This is a genomic window from Enterobacter sp. FW301-JW81, from assembly GCF_058788735.1.
Window position 1 is genome coordinate 804,648 of record NZ_JBYTBA010000001.1, and the last position, 15,549, is coordinate 820,196.

A 15,549-nucleotide genomic window follows, 5' to 3' on the forward strand; every position below is an offset into this window, starting at 1 on the left:
AGCCACCCGCGCAGAACGGGTGGCGTAGGGGTTTATTTCAGGCTGGTTTTGAAGAACTCTTCAAACCGGGTGAACGGGATCTTCCCGGCAACGTTGTCGTAAAGATCGACATGGTTTGCGCCCGGGACAATCACCAGTTCCTTCTGCTTGCTGCCGACCGTTTTAAACGCATCTTCTGCAAAGTAGCGGGAGTGCGCCTTTTCACCGGTCACGATAAGCGTCGGGATAGCGATCTCGCCGGCATAGCTCAGCAGCGGCATATTCATAAACGACAGCGGCATTGTCGCGGTCCATGCGCCGGTGGAGTTGACTGAGCGGGCATGGAAGCCGCGCGGCATCCGGTAGTAATCAAAGAACTCCTTGAGTACCGGATTCGGGTTGGCGGGTAACGCGTCCGGCAGAATACGTTCCGCAGCAGTCACCTTGCCGTTGGCATCGACATAGATGTCATGGCCGCCGTGCGCAAAGGTGCCACGCTCGGCATCTTTCCAGCGCTGCTCGTTCAGATACTGCAGTACGGCACGGCGATCGGACGTTGAATAACGATCTTTGCCGTCGCCGACGCCGTGACCCATCGCCCGGCTCATGTCGTACATCACGCTGGTGGCGACCGCTTTCACGCGGGTGTCCATGGCTGCCGCGTTCAGCGCCATACCGCCCCAGCCGCAGATGCCGAGAATACCGATGCGGTTACGATCAACCTCTTTCTGTAACCCCAGGAAATCAACCGCCGCGCTAAAGTCTTCGGTGTTGATATCAGGAGACGCGACGTTGCGCGGCTGGCCGCCGCTTTCGCCCGTGTAAGACGGATCGAATGCCAGGGTGACAAACCCTTGTTCCGCCAGAGTCTGGGCGTACAGGCCGCTGGATTGTTCCTTGACCGCGCCAAACGGCCCGCTCACGGCAATGGCCGCCAGCTTGCGGTCGCCGCGGTTTTTAGGCAAATACAGATCGCCCACCAGCGTGATTCCGTAACGGTTCTGGAAAGCCACCTTACGGTGGTCGACTTTATCACTCTCGGCGAAGGTTTTGTCCCAAGTGGTCACCATCGAAACAGGCGCGTTTGGGTTGGTCGTCTCAGCATAGCTCATTGTTGTCACTCCACTTAATGATGCACATAGCAGCATCGCAACGGACAGTTTTTGGGTGAATGTTTTCATGAAAATGGACCCTGTGGTGTTGTGTTGCGGTCATTATAGTTAGCAGAAATAGTGCTGATTAGAGGCCGAAAGCTGCTAGGATTAATACCAGATTGTTATAAATGGCGAGTCACGATGGCAAAGCGGGAAAACTACAATGAGCTGTACCTGTTTATGCAGGTGGTAAGGGAGGGGAGCTTCACGGCGGCTGCGCAGCGGCTTGGGCTGGCGCAATCCGGGATTAGCCGCTCGGTTCGCGAGCTGGAAGAGCGGTTGGGCGTTCAGCTTCTGGTCCGCACCACGCGCAAGCTGTCGCTGACCCACGCCGGGGAGCAGCTCTATCAGACCGCCGAGTCCGCGTTCGATGCGCTTGATACGGGTCTGGCGACGCTGGCGCACTACCGCCAGACGCCGTCCGGTACGGTACGCATTAATGCCAGCCAGCACGCCATCGACAAATGTCTGCTGCCAAAGCTCGCCATTTTTAAACAGCGATACCCGGACATCAGGCTGGAACTGATGAATGAAAGCCGCTTCGTCGACATTATCGCCGAGCGGTTCGATGCGGGTGTCAGACTGGGGCCGGAAGTGGGGCAGGGAATGATTGCCGTGCGTATCACGCCTGATATGGAAATGGCCGCAGTGGCTGCCCCGGAACACTTCAGACGCTACGGTTTTCCCCTGACGCCTGCGGATTTAGTGGCGCATCCGTGCATTGCCTACCAGCTTGCCGACGGTAGTGACTATCAGTGGGAGCTGGTGCAGGACGGGAAAAAAATCACCCATCGGCCAGAGGGGCAATGGGCGCTGTCTGACAGCTACATGGAAGCCGAAGCCGCCCGGCTGGGGCTTGGGCTGGCCTATGTTCCGGTGGAGCTGGTGGCTGACGATATAGAGCGCGGAACGCTTATCCGGGTGTTGCAGCGCTACAGCCTGCGCATGGAAGGGTTGTACCTCTATTATCCGCACCGCAACGTGTCGCCCGCCCTGAGGGCTGTGATCGATACGCTGAAAATTTAGGGCGGCATAACATCAGGAGAGCGGACATTCAAACTGCCCGCCGGTGAGCTATGACTAAAAATAAATCAGGACCGCTGTGGTGAGGCAAATTTTGCAGCAATCATTTCAGATGTGGGCTGTATTCCCCCAAGACTCCACTGTTCCGGTTCATGCTCGTCAATACGGATCCATACTGAACGCCGGAATTCAGGATCGCCGTTTCCCTCAATTTCAACAATAAGGTCAGTCATACGACGTAGCAGTTCTTTTTTTTGCTCCGAATTCATCATTCCTTTAATGGTTTGCACATTTACGAAGGGCATTGTATTCTCCTTAAATAACTGAGTCTTGAAATCATACTCAGATTACGAGGCAAACGAAGACATGTCAAAAAATAAATCATTACCGTACTTATTACCTGAGCTTTGTGGGCTAGCGGCGGCCGCTGAGCTTCTTGGCGATCAATGGGTTTTGTTGATTCTGAGGGAGGCGTTTTATGGGGTAACACGCTTTGAAACGATACGGGATCATACAAAAATCACCAGGCAGACGCTGGCGAACCGGTTAAAAAAAATGACTGAACTCGGCCTGCTTTGCAAAATCCCTTATCAGGAAGAAGGGGCGCGTGAACGGTATGAGTATGTTCTCACCGCCAAAAGCCGCAGCCTTGCGCCGATTCTTTTCTCTTTGATGGAGTGGGGTCATAAAAACATACTGCATGACGCACCGCATATTGCCTTAACAGACAAAGAAAGTGGAGAAGTGGTGAATAGCGCCTATGTTACCGCCGACGGTAAGTTCGTTGACCCTAAAAACGTTCGGTTAACGTTTCACGACAGCTAATACTCCGCCGTCATGCCCCAGGCGCCTGACCATACTGACGCTTAAAGCTGCGGTTGAAGGACTGCTGGGAGTCGAAGCCCAGCGAGAGCGGTGATTGATACCCTTAAAGTTTAGGGCCGCGTTGTCTTTCTGGAAGGCGCCTCGCAAACCGCAAAGTAACCCTCTGTAACCAAGGGTTATGTCTTTTATTAATTTCTACGGAGTCGTAAAGTGCCTGCGTTGCGGCATATCCGCAATCGGGCGTAGGAACCCGTATCTACCATATAGTGACATTTCGTATGTCGCGGCAGCACCGATCCCGTTACAATTGCGGTGGCGCTGGCGGAGCAGCCGCAAGGCTGGCCGTTTTTCTATATGGGCGGTATTCCTACCTCTGTCAGCGCTACCCCCCGAGCGTAGGAACTTACTGGGTGGCTTAATGAACTACATATAGAAGGATGCCTTGTATGGCTACTATCCCAACCCTGACTTATCTCCCGTCTGACGAAAACGTCATTCTGCACCTTATCTCCCGGCCGCTTCCGGCTGATGCCGATCTTTTTGACGTCGCTGACAGCTGCGCCGCGCTGGTGAGCGTGCTGGTCGAAATCGAGGATGCGAAGCTGTTTACCGTGCTTTGCGAGCGTCTCCTTCAGTCTTTGCGCAAGCTGCGGGAACTCTGCGATGTCGATCTTCCGCCGGACCTGATCGCGCAGTTGATCATGGGGGAGAAAATGAACTCCTGCGTGCCGGACTGCTGGCAGGACACCCTGACTCAGGTGGACTATGCACTGGCGCTGACGCAAGCGGTTATGGGTGGAACGCTGCCCGCTCACGTAGCGAAAGAGCTTACGGGCTTGCTGCACGATATGGTGTGGCTGCTGGCTGAGTTTGTGAAGGAGCCGCGCATTACTGCGCATTAAGTACGCTGACGTGGAGGGGCGGTAGCGCCCCTTTGAAAGCGTGATTAACGTGATGCGTTCCCCGTATCCAGAAGCGACGTTCCGTAGGAGTTGTCGATGGTACAAAGCCAGCGACCGTCGCTTTCCTGTCGAAAAACATAGGTTGCGCGGCGGGACATTTCCGTTATCCCACCCTGACCATCAGGAAAACGCAGAACGGTTTCCATGATAACGAGGGCATTGCCGCCACCTTCGATTACCTGCATCTCCCCTTGTTCGACGATCAGCTGGTCCTGAAAATAATCAGAGATGGCAATAAACGCGCTGCGGATGTTTTCTTTGCCTTTAACGGTCATGCCGGGTTTAACGACCAGGGCTGCGTCTTCGGCGTAGTACTCCATCAACGCGTCATAGTTTTTGGTGGTGATGGCGTGGTCACAGGATTCGATTATCTGGCGTAGCGGGTGTGGGGTCATGCGCGTTTCCTCGGGGAAGGGGGGAATGCGTATTAACGTGAGAATATGGCGTGTTTGTATAGCTACCAGGTTTTGTGGCTGGTAGCGTTGGGGGGAAGTTGAGGGGGTAGGTAACGTTAGGTCTGCTATTAGCGAGAAGCAGAAGTTCACAATTGGTGATGGCATTACGAACGTTGCGATGTATTGATCAACGGCACGCTAGTCACCTGTAACATATCGATAGATATGTTGTATCATAATTTCCATAGGAAAAATCCGCTTTAAAGAAGTTGTTGATCGTGATTATTTGCATTGAAAGGTAATGGCAATGTGCGAAAGAACGTTTGAAAAAGAAATTTATTCTGAGTGGGTTATACGCAATAGCCTATACTGGATGACTCCACTTACTCGATGGAAACTCCTTGAGGAGCTCTCCTCTTGGACAATCTCTTTTGAAAACGATAGTCCCGAATGCTTCTATGAATTCGAGAGGCTGCTGAATGATTACGCTTTGCGAGAAAAGCTACAGCATAAAACAGGGGCGTTGAGAGATTCTATTGTCCATAAAGTGCTTCGCAGCGTAGATGAAAGGCTTTCGTAATGGAATTGATGCCATTCAATTTTGACAGATTGCCTAATGGACGGGTTTTTATAAGCAACCTCGCTGGCTTTCATCACTTCATTAATGAGCAAGAGCTGCTTGATCTTTCTGATGAGCAAATCAGTGCGGAGCAATCAAACGCACTAGAAAGCAAGCTGTTCATAACCAACGAAAGCTCATCAGCTATTGCTCCCTATGCTTTAAGTTCTGCTTTTGCAAAACGATTGATGAATGAACTGGCGATCAGGCCAATTTTCATGATTGTGCCCACATTGCGTTGCGACCATACCTGCAAGTATTGTCAGGTCAGTAGAGCTTCAGTGAACGCCTCTGGTTATGATCTAGATCCCGATCTCATCCCTCATATCATTTCGACTATCAAAAAACTATCGATACCACCTTACAAGATAGAGATACAGGGTGGAGAGCCACTCTTGCGGTTCGATTTAATTCAGTCTATCTATGAGCAATGTACTGAAACGCTGGGAAGCACCGATTTTGAGATGGTGATAGCATCAAGCCTGTCTGTCTTGAATGAGGATATGCTTGAATGGTCGAGAGACAGGAACATAACGTTCTCTGTTTCGCTTGATGGTGAGGAAGTTGTTCACAACAGTAATCGAATTCTTGGACATGGGCTTGCTTACAGTAGAACAGTATCAGGAGTAGAGGCTATCAAACGGTCTTTAGGCGCTGGTCGCGTTGCAACGGTTACTACAGTTACTAAAGATCTTATCAGGCATCCTGAATCGATTGTCCAAGCTCACTTGTCTCTTGGCCTCAAGGACATGTTTATCCGACCTGTTAGTCCCTATGGGTTTGCACAAAAAGCATCGTTCACCTTTTCTATGGACGAATACTTAAGTTTCTATGCCTCGTTGATAGATGAAATCCTTAAGATCAACAATGAAGGGATAAGGGTTGTGGAACATTCGGCCTCCATTCATCTGAAAAGGATCTTCAATCCCGGTTTTAGTGGTTATGCGGATTTGAAGTCGCCAAGTGGCGTCGTGCTTAACAGTATTCTTTTCAATTATGACGGTCGGGTATATGGTAGCGATGAGAGCCGTATGTTGCAGAAGGTGAATCCTGAAACGGAGTTCAGTGCGGGTGAGGTTAAGACGCTATCATTTTCCAAGAGTCCTTACTATAACGCAGTATTGAGTTCATCGTTCAATTTTGCTTTGCCAGGTTGTGATACATGCGCGTATCAACCATTTTGCGGTGCAGACCCATGCCAGAACATAAGTGTACAAGGTGAACCTGTCGGTGATAGGAGTCGTTCAACGTTTTGTCAGTATCACAAGGGGATGTTCAGGTATCTGATGAACTCCATCTCAGAAGGTGGTCCGAAGGCTGAGATGCTAAAAGGATGGGCATATGTCTGAGGTTATCAGGAACGATATCTTTCATTTTGCTTCAAAAAAGAATGTGCCCAAGGGGTTCTATCGGTTATGCAAACAAAAACCAGCGAACCCTTTATTCTTTTTGCCCAATTTACTGGTAGTTGCTGAAGGCAATAATGATGCCATTCAACCATGCTTTGATTACTCTGTTATTAGCACTGAATTATTTGAGTCGATTGAAGATGGAGATATTGGGATAATCAACAATGGCAATATGATACGCGTTATTCTGTCTCGCAGAGCCAATCATAATACTGTCTTAGTCACGGAACGCTGCAATAACTTGTGTCTGTTTTGTTCGCAGCCACCAAAGAAATCAAATGATGACTGGCTACTTACCCAATCAGCTCTTGCTATAGCTTCATTTGGTTTGGATGGAGTTGTTGGGGTCAGCGGTGGTGAACCTTTGCTATATGGAGATGATTTCCTTCACTTCATTGATTTTATCATCGAGAATTCACCAGATACTGCTTTGCATGTTTTAACAAACGGACGCAAATTTGCTGATACCAACTTTACTCAGGAAATGGCAAAGCGAAGCAAAAAGATCAAAATCACCTTTGGTATTCCGCTCTACTCATCAAGACCACTTGTGCATGATCATCTGGTAGGGAATGATGGCGCATTTAATGAAACGGTTAAGGGGTTAATTAATGCAGGAAACTCAGGGATTAATATCGAACTTAGAGTTATTCCGACACTGGCTAACTATACAGAATTGGATGATATTGTAGAGTTCGTTGGCCGTGTGTTCTCTAACATCAATCAGATTTCCCTTATGGGGCTGGAATCTATCGGTTGGGCACGAAAGAACTGGTCAACAGTCTTCATTGAGCACAGCAGTTATAGTGAGAAAATAATCTCCGCCATAGACGCTGCACACAGGTCAGGTATACCTCTAACAATTTTTAATTATCCTTTGTGTCATCTTCCTGAAAGAGCTTGGGAGCTTGCTGCTCAGTCGATCTCTGATTGGAAAAATTACTATCCTAAAGAATGTGATGAATGCACTCAGAAGTCTTCCTGTACTGGTTATTTCAGTTCCTCAACAGGCCGTTTTCATCAACCACCGAGACCAATTTTATGAAAAAATTTAATTTTGCTGCTCTACTTCCGGGATTTTTGGCGCTCAATAATTCTGTATGGGCAAGTGATTCATCCACCGGAGCAAGTGATTTGCCTGGTATGACTCTTAATGAACATGATTTAGTGATAGCCCCACTTAACACCGAAGTTCCATTCTACATTGCAGGGCATCGCAGTCATAGCTCCCATCGAAGCCATAGTTCTCACCGATCATCATCAGGTGGCGGGTACTATGGTGGCAGCACTCCTTATTATCCAAAAACATACAGCTCACCAAGTTCATCTGGGTCTTCAAGTTCAGGAACAAGTTCCTCATCATCCTCTTCCTCTGTGCGTTCGCTTCGTTCTAACGACAATAACAACTCTACTACTGCGAATTCTGGTGGAACTACAGAAGCTAACCGTGCAAGTAATGGGCTGACTTCTGGTACAGAGAAGCGTAAGCGCTTAATCATGCGGGTTCAATTCGCTTTGCTGGACAAAGGTTATTATAACGGGAATATTGACGGCATAATGGGGCCTTCCACAAGGCAGTCAATAAAAAATTATCGCATTGCGAACGGACTACCAACACCTGCAACTGAAACGCTGGATACTCAATTATTGAACTCGTTAAATATTTTGGCTCGTTAAATCTCAGTGGGGCATAAAATAAAAAGTAATAAATTGTATTAGTCGCGTGCCCACTATTGGTTACTAAGAGCAAGCAACGTCCGTGAACTGCTCCCCATAAATTAAGATATTGCGATGTTATCAATGTCCGCTCCTGGCACGGAGCGGACATTAAATCAACCGCTGATGCGATCAGCTTTATTTTTCGCGAAAGAAAAAATGCACTTTCCCTTGCTGTAATACAACGGCAGGTAAACCCTTATCTTCTTTGGGTGAGAGGTAGATAATTACCCACGCTGGAAGATGGCGGCTAACTTGTTGCATGAAGGCGTAATTCATACGCTGATTTTTTGCATCCGATTGACCGGCGCTGTTTATAAATACCGGGCTGAGGTGACTTCCATTTAACCCATCGTGCCTTACGAGATAACTTTTCCCGGTCGCATTCGCACTTATGAAGTCAGGAGTACGAACAATTTTTTCTGCGTCGTGGAAGCTGGTGTAAAAGCCGCAGGTCGGACTATTCTGGCTTGCAGGATCATAATATCCATTTTTTGGAAGCTCACATCCCGCATCTTTATCTGCAAATTTAACGACCAGATAGCGGGATTCATTGGTCTGAAACACATATTTTCCTAACCAGTTATTATATCCCTCTCCCTTACGGACATCGCCATGTTTGCGTTTAGATTCTTTTAAGGTCGCTAGCACAGCAGATTCAATTTTATCTGAGAGCACCAGAGATGCCGCCTCGGGGGTAGGGGCCAGTTCAGTAGGGATCCACGCCAGAATTCCATCGGTTTGCCACTCTTCCACGCCCATACCTGTTGGTCGATACTGCAGTAACGGGGTTAAAGGCAATGACGCTTCATTCAATTTATCATTTTCCACTATCGGAAAAGTAAAATCGTAATCCGTGCGGCTGAACATTTCGCTTTGAGAGTGGCTGACCTGGGCATCGCTAAAAGGATCCATACCCGATGCATTGCTGATATTCCAGGCGATGCTATGTTCAGTGTGGTATGTGTACGACTTTGCAGAATTGTCGCGAACGCCAGAGCAGGCCGTCAGTAGCAGAGTTGTAAACACAATTGAAAGTGATCTCGATAACAAACTATTCATTCATACTTCCCGTTGTTTAATCATAAGAAACTAATATCGGCAACACCGGCCAATAGCTTAATTTTTATGGGTATATAAAAAAGGGAGCTTCGCGGATAAACATCCGTCCGCTTCTGGCACTTAGCGGATGAGTTACCTGCGTTGAGGGTCCGCTGTGAGCGAGGAGCGGACATTGTATCTGGCATCTATACGCTCCCTGCCTCTGGCGTTCCCTGATGGAATACCAATTTCCATTGCCCGTCCGCAGAAAATTCCCAGTATGAAGAACGTAGGGTTGCACGACTGCCATCTGGATTAACAGTTCTGTAGTGCAATATTGCGAAATTATTTCCAACGCTGATAAGCCGGTAATCACGACTAAGAATAGCCGGAACATTATCTTCACTTAAAAGCGCTTCAATAGTATGAGTACGATCAACGACTACACCTGAGCGTGTTATTTCGCAAAATCTATCGTGGAGTATCTGTTCAAGCCATACCCGATCTTTCCGCCTGCTGCTATGAAGAGAGCACTCAAGTCTTTTTAGCGTCTCCAGGAGCATAGTGTTTGTCCTCATCACAATCGAACATTAACTCTTAAGGCAATAATTGCTGGAATGCAACGTCCGCGCCGGCTGAAGACCGTGAGGGGGCCCCCTTCTTCAAATCGGGATACCCGTTTTAAGATCGAGCTTAAAAGGTTCCCAACCTCCTGGCGGGTCCCACTCTCCCAGGCCCAGCACCGTCTCATTCTCTATCGATGTAATGATCACGCCATCAATGGCGCACTGCCTGGATTTCCAGAGAATGCCCGCAGCAATATCCATCAGAAAAACGTGGCAGTAAGTGGTGACCAGAACCCGATTATGTAGCCTGTCAGAATGGATGTCAGGAACTGAATAAATATGGCCAACGTAATCACCTAGTGGATGGCTACTGAACGAGTGTGTGGTCATCTCAACAACATGAAAGTGGTCGCCACAAATGATTGCCACCTGGGATTCATTCAGTAGGAAATCACAAAAGGCGCTGGAAATCAGGCAGCCATCCTCATTGGCATGTATATATAACTGTAAAAGCACATTGGGCTCACCGCCCTTACTGATTAACAGTCGTCGATCCTTTTCTCCATTAGCGCCAAAGGGATTGACGTCGATGATCGAAACACCTTCCCTTTCATCACTAGGCTTAGGCTGTTCAAGCCAGGTTGCTTGCAATGTCACTGAGTATCCAAAGTGTGAACAGCAGAAGAACACATACTACTTTACAAGCTGATGTCACAACAGTGCCTTAGGTTGCCATATTGCGCTGACCGGGCCCCGCGGATGAGTATATTCAAGTGTTAGCAACGTCCGCTCCTAGGACTTAGCGGATGAGTTACCTGCGTTGAAAGTCCGCTGTGAGCGAGGAGCGGACGTTAAGCTTGCAGCAAGTGGTGGCAACAAAGAAATATTTATTGAGGTTATGCCCATGCCTTGTTTTGCATGACCACTCTATATCCGTCGCGGTCAACAAGTGTCTTTCCGTTAACATCCCAATAGGGGTTGAACGACGTTGACACTCTGAAACCAGCCTCGAGCATTCTTTTGCAGGCACGCATCCATTCATTTTCATCCGAATAATAAAGAACGAGTAAATCCTCTTCAGTGTGCAAGGGTTGAACGGGATGGTTATGGCAAAAGGTGAACTCTATATGCCATTGTAAGTCTCCCCGTCCTAACATTATTCCATTGAAACCGTCATGATCGTTGAATTCAGCAATTTTATGCAGACCCAGTCCTTGGCTGTACATCTGAAAAGACCTTTCGAGATTTGTGACGGGTTTGGCAATACGCATATGGGTAAACATCTGGCATTCTCCGGGGGTAAATACTGCTTTAATGTTGAAATCCTGGCTGAGTCTACATGTGATTACGCTTTTCTTTTGTCGATAAGAGCCCCTGCAATCTCCTGCTAAGACTTGATAACAATTACACCCATTGTTGGTATCCCGCTCACTGATCCAATTCAGTCATCGTCAACTTTTATTGTTGTAGAAGCAGTTTCGTTACTTGAAAGGGACCTGGCGGTTGAAAAGCCGCCGTCCTGAACCGCCGTACCCACCAACTTTGCAATCCTACAAAATCCCCTGTAAGAGATTACTTTCGCATCATGGCATGACATGTTCCCCACACAGGAGAAGGGCACCGTGAACCATAAAAAAAGGATCGTTGTCGTAGGTGCTGGGATCACTGGTGTATCCATCGCATGGCATCTCGCCCACGGTGAATTTGACGTCACCCTTGTTGAACAGGCTATGCCTGCCTCAGGTGCGACAGGTAGCGCGTTTGGCTGGCTGACCGGTGTGGTGAAGGATGACGCGGCCGACGTGTTTATCCGGCGCATCGCACTTGCGGACTGGCATAGGCTGGAAGAATACATACCGGAACTTCACATTCAATGGGGTGGTTCGTTAAGCTACGGCGCGGCATCCGGGTCCTGCTGGCAGGGCGAACGTCTCATCGATAAGGCTGAAATTACCCGTCTTGTGCCCGCCCTGATAAATCCTCCCTCACAGGCCCGCTATGCTGCAAAAGATGGTGCCATTGATGCCGCCAGCGCAACGCGACTATTGCTCGAAAAAGCCTGTGAAAAAGGCATCGTGCTAAATACGCAAACAACCGTTACGGATCTTTGCATGACGGAGGGGAGGGTGACAGGCGTCCTGACCTCTCGGGGAAAACTGGACGCAGATTGCGTCGTGCTGGCCTGTGGGACAGGTATTCCAGCGCTGACTGAGCAGGTGGGTATCCATGTTCCGGTTCTGTCATCATCGGCTATATTACTGCGCTTTACGGTCCCCCAGCGCGTGGTCAATACGATCGTCTCAGGTGATGATATTGAGGTTCGGCAAGCGCGCAACGGTGAGTTATTAGCCGCAGAAGATTACCCGGCAAGCGGCAACGCCAGAGAAACGGTGGAGGCTGCACAAAGTGCGGTAAGAAGCAGGCTCACGGGCGCAGAGTCGGCTGCTCTCATTCAGTACTCAACAGGAGAGCGTCCTGTTATTCAGGATGGGTATCCCGTTCTTGGTTTTACGGATGAGAGCAGGAGCGTTTACGTTGCTTCAATGCACCCAGCCGTGACGTGCGCAGCGACGATTGGCAGAGTGGTTTCAGAGGAGTTACGCGAGGGGCAGAGCAATGCAATCCCGCAATGTTACCGGCCATCACGCTTTATAAATAAATAGCGTTCCTGGGAAGCGATTATTACAAACAGGAAAGATAGCGAGGTGGAAATGTTCAGAGCAATCCTGCAGAAGGTGTGATGATAAATGACGATAGCGTCCATTCCTGACACGGTGTTGCGAACCTGCTTTTTTCTTACTATAAAAACAGTTCTATCACTAAGCTAATAAGCTCATTATTCAGGAAATTGTTTTGCAACTTCAATCCTCCCGACTGCACCTTCGCCCCGTAACGACGTCTGACCTGGATGATCTTTTCAGAATTTATGGCGACCCGGCTACGAACACCTTTAATCCAGCAGGGCCATATCCGGACATACAGCATGCACAAACTGTCTTAGCCCGTTGGATCAACCACTGGGAAACGCACGGCTTTGGAAACTGGGCAATCGCGTTACAGGAAAGTCCTGAAAGAATCATTGGTTTTGGTGGTCTGAGCGTCAGCAGTTATGCGGATATCGTAATTAATAATTTAGGATATCGTTTCGCCACAGAGGCATGGGGAAAAGGTCTGGCAACAGAGTTTTCGAAAAGCGCTATCAGATATGGATTTGATGAGTTAAAGCTGACTGAGATATCTGCCGTAGTAAGAGGCCATCACGTGGCATCGCAGAAAGTTCTTCAAAAAGCGGGTTTGCAATACATAAAAGAGATTCATGATGTGAAAGATGCGCCGCCTAGCCTGCTTTTTTCTCTCACACTGAGTGAATGGTTAAGACAATCTATGTGAGCGTATTTATTCTAACTTATTGATATTAGCGATTAGGAAAGTACCAACGTCGCTTCCCTTAACGGTGATTTTTTCATCACAGATCCTGATGATTTTTTCCTTTATTCCTTGCCGCACGCCATCTCCTTGACTCTTTTCATTTTCTGACTAAAAAAGCCGTAAGCAGTTATCTGCTTACGGCTTTCGGATAGGTGATGATTTTCTGACAATCAGGCCGCTTTCACGGCCCTGATTTTTTTCGTGTCAGCCGCATCGGATTCTGGTTTATCCGCTGCAGCTGGGGCAGTGACATCGGGAAGCTTGCTGGTACGCAGAATATGCTGCACGGTCTCTTTCTGCTCGGCGAAATACAGGCCAAGGTTTTCAGCCTGCGTTTCGTCCATCTGCATTCCGCTTTGCAACAGCCAGTCGGTGAATGCGTCTGCCATATCAAGCAGCTTGTCGTGAGCGTCAGCTTCTTTCTTACTGGCAAAAGTCATTTTCTCTTCACCTTTTCTTACGACAACAAATTTTGTTTCAACAGCCATCGTGCACCTCGCTATACTGTAATTATATACAGTATAACAGCTACAAATCGAAGTTGCAGCAAAATATGCATTACTGGCGTAGCTGCTGCGTTTCCGGGCCACCCATGCTCCGCCGCCATGCCCCAGGCGCCTGACCATACTGACGCTTAAAGCTGCGGTTGAAGGACTGCTGGGAGTCAAAGCCCAGCGCGATCGCCACGTTCAGAATCGGTTCGTCGCTGAGGGATAACCGCTCAACCGATTTTTTCAGCTTTTGCGCGCGAATGTACCCGGCGAGGGGATAGCCCGTATGCTCTTTGAACAGGCGCTGGAGGTGCCATTTTGAATAGCCGGATCGCCTGGCGACGGACTCAATGTCCAAACGGCTGTCCAGGTTGTTGTCGATCCAGTCGAGTAAATCATGCATAAATGCGCCAGTGTTCATCTGGGTACCCCCACGCAGAATATCTAAAAGTAACTTTGTCTGTTGCATTTAAAGGTGGCGCGTTTTTGTATTAATTGCAAGTTTTATTGTTGCATTTAAATCCCTGACCGAAACGGGTCTTTTAACATCGGCTCAAATAGCACATAAAGTGCAACAATTATTCTTGCACTTAATTAAGCGCCTTCCTACAATCGCCGCGATAGTGTATTCGCAACTGTTACAGTTTTGTGGCGATGAACGACACAAATGGCCTTAAGCCAGCTACCGGACAAAGGAAGTGGCGCGGCGTCTCCCGCAGCGTCTTGCCCGGCGGCTACCAATACCGGAATAAAAATAATGAGCCTGCAAAAAACCTGGGGTAACGTTTATCCGAGCGCGCTGGGGGTGATGTTCCTCTCCGTGCTGCTCGTCGGGTGTGACAACAGCGTCGCGCAAAACGCCGCGCCACCCGCGCCCGCCGTCAGCGCCGCTGACGTGGTCGTGAAATCCATTAGCCAGTGGGATAGTTTTAACGGCCGGATTGAAGCGGTGGAGAGCGTTCAGCTGCGCCCGCGCGTCTCCGGCTATATTGATAAGGTGAATTACACCGACGGCCAGGAAGTGAAGAAGGGCGAGGTGCTGTTCACCATTGATGACAGAACCTATCGCGCCGCGCTGGAACAGGCGCAGGCGAACCTGGCGAGAGCCAAAACGCAGGCCAGCCTGGCGCAAAGCGAGGCTAACCGCACCGATAAGCTGATCAATACTCACCTGGTCTCACGGGAAGAGTGGGAGCAGCGTCGCTCGGCCGCCGTTCAGGCGCAGGCCGACATTCGCGCCGCGCAGGCGGCGGTAGACGCGGCGCAGCTCAACCTGGACTTCACCAAAGTGACCGCGCCTATCGACGGCCGCGCCAGCCGGGCGCTGATCACCAGCGGTAACCTGGTCACCGCGGGTGACACCGCCAGCGTCCTCACCACGCTGGTCTCGCAGAAGACGGTTTACGTCTACTTTGACGTGGACGAGTCAACCTACCTTCACTATCAAAATCTTGCCCGCAGCGGGCAGGGGGCGTCCAGCAACCATACGGCGCTACCGGTTGAGATTGGCCTGACGGGCGAGGAGGGTTATCCCCATCAGGGCAAAGTCGACTTCCTGGACAATCAGCTCACGCCGAGCACCGGCACCATCCGCATGCGCGCGCTGCTGGATAACGCGCAGCGTCAGTTCACGCCGGGACTGTTTGCCCGCGTACGCCTGCCGGGCAGCGCGGAATTCAAAGCCACGCTTGTCGACGACAAAGCGGTGCTGACCGATCAGGATCGCAAATACGTCTATATCGTCGATAAAGAGGGGAAAGCGCAGCGTCGCGACATTACGCCGGGGCGTCTGGCAGACGGTTTACGCATCGTGCGGCAGGGGCTGAACCCTGGCGATAAAGTCATCATCGATGGTTTACAAAAAGTGTTTATGCCGGGTATGCCGGTGAACGCCAAAACCGTCGCCATGACCGCCAGCACCGCCCTCAACTGATCCTTTG

Annotated in this window: 19 protein-coding genes and 1 pseudogene; 10 read left to right on the top strand and 10 right to left on the bottom strand. The window is 49.5% G+C overall.

Going from position 1 to position 15,549, the window contains the following annotated elements:
- Positions 1-32: 32 nt before the first annotated feature.
- Positions 33-1,160: an alpha/beta hydrolase gene (locus AC3WOK_RS03920; protein ID WP_059311289.1), complete on the bottom strand. Its 1,128-nt coding sequence runs from the start codon at positions 1,158-1,160 to the stop codon at positions 33-35.
- 114 nt (positions 1,161-1,274) lie between these two features.
- On the opposite strand from AC3WOK_RS03920, the gene AC3WOK_RS03925 reads away from it, so the two are divergent.
- On the top strand, positions 1,275-2,159 hold the full coding sequence (locus AC3WOK_RS03925) for a LysR family transcriptional regulator (RefSeq protein WP_492353980.1): 885 nt from the start codon (positions 1,275-1,277) through the stop codon (positions 2,157-2,159).
- Positions 2,160-2,224: 65 nt separating this feature from the next.
- Here AC3WOK_RS03925 and AC3WOK_RS03930 read toward each other — a convergent pair whose 3' ends face one another.
- Positions 2,225-2,461 carry a tautomerase family protein gene (locus AC3WOK_RS03930; RefSeq protein ID WP_021241201.1) on the bottom strand — a complete coding sequence of 79 codons (237 nt, stop codon included), beginning with the start codon at positions 2,459-2,461 and terminating at the stop codon, positions 2,225-2,227.
- A 61-nt stretch (positions 2,462-2,522) separates the two neighbouring features.
- Here AC3WOK_RS03930 and AC3WOK_RS03935 point away from each other — a divergent pair, with 61 nt between their 5' ends.
- Positions 2,523-2,981 carry a winged helix-turn-helix transcriptional regulator gene (locus tag AC3WOK_RS03935; RefSeq protein ID WP_059311291.1) on the top strand — a complete coding sequence of 153 codons (459 nt, stop codon included), beginning with the start codon at positions 2,523-2,525 and terminating at the stop codon, positions 2,979-2,981.
- Between the two features lie 10 nt (positions 2,982-2,991).
- On the opposite strand, the pseudogene AC3WOK_RS03940 reads toward AC3WOK_RS03935, so the two are convergent.
- Positions 2,992-3,069 (bottom strand): annotated as a pseudogene (locus AC3WOK_RS03940) (helix-turn-helix domain-containing protein); the annotation flags it as partial.
- A gap of 358 nt (positions 3,070-3,427) precedes the next feature.
- On the opposite strand from AC3WOK_RS03940, the gene AC3WOK_RS03945 reads away from it, so the two are divergent.
- Positions 3,428-3,883 (top strand): hypothetical protein, encoded by a 456-nt coding sequence (locus tag AC3WOK_RS03945; protein ID WP_492353981.1) that lies wholly within the window; start codon positions 3,428-3,430, stop codon positions 3,881-3,883.
- A 44-nt stretch (positions 3,884-3,927) separates the two neighbouring features.
- Here AC3WOK_RS03945 and AC3WOK_RS03950 read toward each other — a convergent pair whose 3' ends face one another.
- The gene (locus tag AC3WOK_RS03950) at positions 3,928-4,338 is read right to left on the bottom strand and encodes a YybH family protein (RefSeq protein WP_059311293.1); all 411 of its coding nucleotides are present in this window, start codon (positions 4,336-4,338) and stop codon (positions 3,928-3,930) included.
- A 307-nt stretch (positions 4,339-4,645) separates the two neighbouring features.
- Between AC3WOK_RS03950 and hxsD the strand changes: the two genes are divergently transcribed.
- From hxsD to hxsA, 4 genes are read left to right on the top strand one after another with little or no spacing between them, the layout of a single operon-like run.
- Positions 4,646-4,918, top strand: a complete 273-nt coding sequence (hxsD, locus tag AC3WOK_RS03955) for a His-Xaa-Ser system protein HxsD (RefSeq protein ID WP_059311294.1) — start codon at positions 4,646-4,648, stop codon at positions 4,916-4,918.
- A complete protein-coding gene (gene hxsB, locus AC3WOK_RS03960; protein ID WP_063956135.1) occupies positions 4,918-6,306 on the top strand; it encodes a His-Xaa-Ser system radical SAM maturase HxsB in 1,389 nt (462 codons plus the stop codon). Before hxsD ends, hxsB begins: the two co-directional genes overlap by 1 nt.
- Positions 6,299-7,411: a His-Xaa-Ser system radical SAM maturase HxsC gene (gene hxsC / locus AC3WOK_RS03965; RefSeq protein ID WP_492353982.1), complete on the top strand. Its 1,113-nt coding sequence runs from the start codon at positions 6,299-6,301 to the stop codon at positions 7,409-7,411. The genes hxsB and hxsC overlap by 8 nt, the downstream gene beginning before the upstream one ends.
- Entirely contained in the window at positions 7,408-8,043 is a 636-nt protein-coding gene (gene hxsA, locus AC3WOK_RS03970) for a His-Xaa-Ser repeat protein HxsA (protein WP_072250640.1), read from the top strand. Before hxsC ends, hxsA begins: the two co-directional genes overlap by 4 nt.
- A 177-nt stretch (positions 8,044-8,220) precedes the next feature.
- Here hxsA and AC3WOK_RS03975 read toward each other — a convergent pair whose 3' ends face one another.
- From AC3WOK_RS03975 to AC3WOK_RS03990, 4 genes are all read right to left on the bottom strand, one after another.
- Complete coding sequence (locus tag AC3WOK_RS03975) at positions 8,221-9,144, bottom strand: hypothetical protein (protein WP_131797886.1); 924 nt, start codon at positions 9,142-9,144, stop codon at positions 8,221-8,223.
- Between the two features lie 185 nt (positions 9,145-9,329).
- Positions 9,330-9,701, bottom strand: a complete 372-nt coding sequence (locus AC3WOK_RS03980) for a nuclear transport factor 2 family protein (RefSeq protein ID WP_447856659.1) — start codon at positions 9,699-9,701, stop codon at positions 9,330-9,332.
- Positions 9,702-9,785: 84 nt separating this feature from the next.
- Complete coding sequence (locus AC3WOK_RS03985; protein ID WP_063431531.1) at positions 9,786-10,346, bottom strand: hypothetical protein; 561 nt, start codon at positions 10,344-10,346, stop codon at positions 9,786-9,788.
- Between the two features lie 239 nt (positions 10,347-10,585).
- Positions 10,586-10,972: a VOC family protein gene (locus tag AC3WOK_RS03990; RefSeq protein ID WP_063431529.1), complete on the bottom strand. Its 387-nt coding sequence runs from the start codon at positions 10,970-10,972 to the stop codon at positions 10,586-10,588.
- 339 nt (positions 10,973-11,311) lie between these two features.
- On the opposite strand from AC3WOK_RS03990, the gene AC3WOK_RS03995 reads away from it, so the two are divergent.
- Together AC3WOK_RS03995 and AC3WOK_RS04000 are read left to right on the top strand one after the other, a co-directional pair.
- On the top strand, positions 11,312-12,352 hold the full coding sequence (locus tag AC3WOK_RS03995; RefSeq protein ID WP_242658893.1) for an NAD(P)/FAD-dependent oxidoreductase: 1,041 nt from the start codon (positions 11,312-11,314) through the stop codon (positions 12,350-12,352).
- Positions 12,353-12,542: 190 nt separating this feature from the next.
- Positions 12,543-13,079, top strand: coding sequence for a GNAT family N-acetyltransferase (locus tag AC3WOK_RS04000; RefSeq protein ID WP_492353983.1), 537 nt, complete (start codon positions 12,543-12,545; stop codon positions 13,077-13,079).
- Between the two features lie 209 nt (positions 13,080-13,288).
- Here AC3WOK_RS04000 and AC3WOK_RS04005 read toward each other — a convergent pair whose 3' ends face one another.
- Entirely contained in the window at positions 13,289-13,606 is a 318-nt protein-coding gene (locus AC3WOK_RS04005) for a YebG family protein (protein ID WP_059311303.1), read from the bottom strand.
- Positions 13,607-13,676: 70 nt separating this feature from the next.
- Entirely contained in the window at positions 13,677-14,030 is a 354-nt protein-coding gene (locus AC3WOK_RS04010; protein WP_492353984.1) for a helix-turn-helix domain-containing protein, read from the bottom strand.
- A gap of 336 nt (positions 14,031-14,366) precedes the next feature.
- Between AC3WOK_RS04010 and oqxA the strand changes: the two genes are divergently transcribed.
- A complete protein-coding gene (gene oqxA / locus AC3WOK_RS04015; RefSeq protein WP_059311304.1) occupies positions 14,367-15,542 on the top strand; it encodes a multidrug efflux RND transporter periplasmic adaptor subunit OqxA in 1,176 nt (391 codons plus the stop codon).
- The last annotated feature ends 7 nt before the right edge of the window (positions 15,543-15,549 follow it).

What these genes read in the sequence shown, in the direction of transcription:
- AC3WOK_RS03920 (WP_059311289.1), bottom strand. Translation starts at nt 1,160, where the DNA reads ATGAAAACATTCACCCAAAAACTGTCCGTTGCGATGCTGCTATGTGCA.
- AC3WOK_RS03925 (WP_492353980.1), top strand. Translation starts at nt 1,275, where the DNA reads ATGGCAAAGCGGGAAAACTACAATGAGCTGTACCTGTTTATGCAGGTG.
- AC3WOK_RS03930 (WP_021241201.1), bottom strand. Translation starts at nt 2,461, where the DNA reads ATGCCCTTCGTAAATGTGCAAACCATTAAAGGAATGATGAATTCGGAG.
- AC3WOK_RS03935 (WP_059311291.1), top strand. Translation starts at nt 2,523, where the DNA reads ATGTCAAAAAATAAATCATTACCGTACTTATTACCTGAGCTTTGTGGG.
- AC3WOK_RS03945 (WP_492353981.1), top strand. Translation starts at nt 3,428, where the DNA reads ATGGCTACTATCCCAACCCTGACTTATCTCCCGTCTGACGAAAACGTC.
- AC3WOK_RS03950 (WP_059311293.1), bottom strand. Translation starts at nt 4,338, where the DNA reads ATGACCCCACACCCGCTACGCCAGATAATCGAATCCTGTGACCACGCC.
- hxsD (WP_059311294.1), top strand. Translation starts at nt 4,646, where the DNA reads ATGTGCGAAAGAACGTTTGAAAAAGAAATTTATTCTGAGTGGGTTATA.
- hxsB (WP_063956135.1), top strand. Translation starts at nt 4,918, where the DNA reads ATGGAATTGATGCCATTCAATTTTGACAGATTGCCTAATGGACGGGTT.
- hxsC (WP_492353982.1), top strand. Translation starts at nt 6,299, where the DNA reads ATGTCTGAGGTTATCAGGAACGATATCTTTCATTTTGCTTCAAAAAAG.
- hxsA (WP_072250640.1), top strand. Translation starts at nt 7,408, where the DNA reads ATGAAAAAATTTAATTTTGCTGCTCTACTTCCGGGATTTTTGGCGCTC.
- AC3WOK_RS03975 (WP_131797886.1), bottom strand. Translation starts at nt 9,144, where the DNA reads ATGAATAGTTTGTTATCGAGATCACTTTCAATTGTGTTTACAACTCTG.
- AC3WOK_RS03980 (WP_447856659.1), bottom strand. Translation starts at nt 9,701, where the DNA reads ATGAGGACAAACACTATGCTCCTGGAGACGCTAAAAAGACTTGAGTGC.
- AC3WOK_RS03990 (WP_063431529.1), bottom strand. Translation starts at nt 10,972, where the DNA reads ATGTTTACCCATATGCGTATTGCCAAACCCGTCACAAATCTCGAAAGG.
- AC3WOK_RS04005 (WP_059311303.1), bottom strand. Translation starts at nt 13,606, where the DNA reads ATGGCTGTTGAAACAAAATTTGTTGTCGTAAGAAAAGGTGAAGAGAAA.
- AC3WOK_RS04010 (WP_492353984.1), bottom strand. Translation starts at nt 14,030, where the DNA reads ATGAACACTGGCGCATTTATGCATGATTTACTCGACTGGATCGACAAC.
- oqxA (WP_059311304.1), top strand. Translation starts at nt 14,367, where the DNA reads ATGAGCCTGCAAAAAACCTGGGGTAACGTTTATCCGAGCGCGCTGGGG.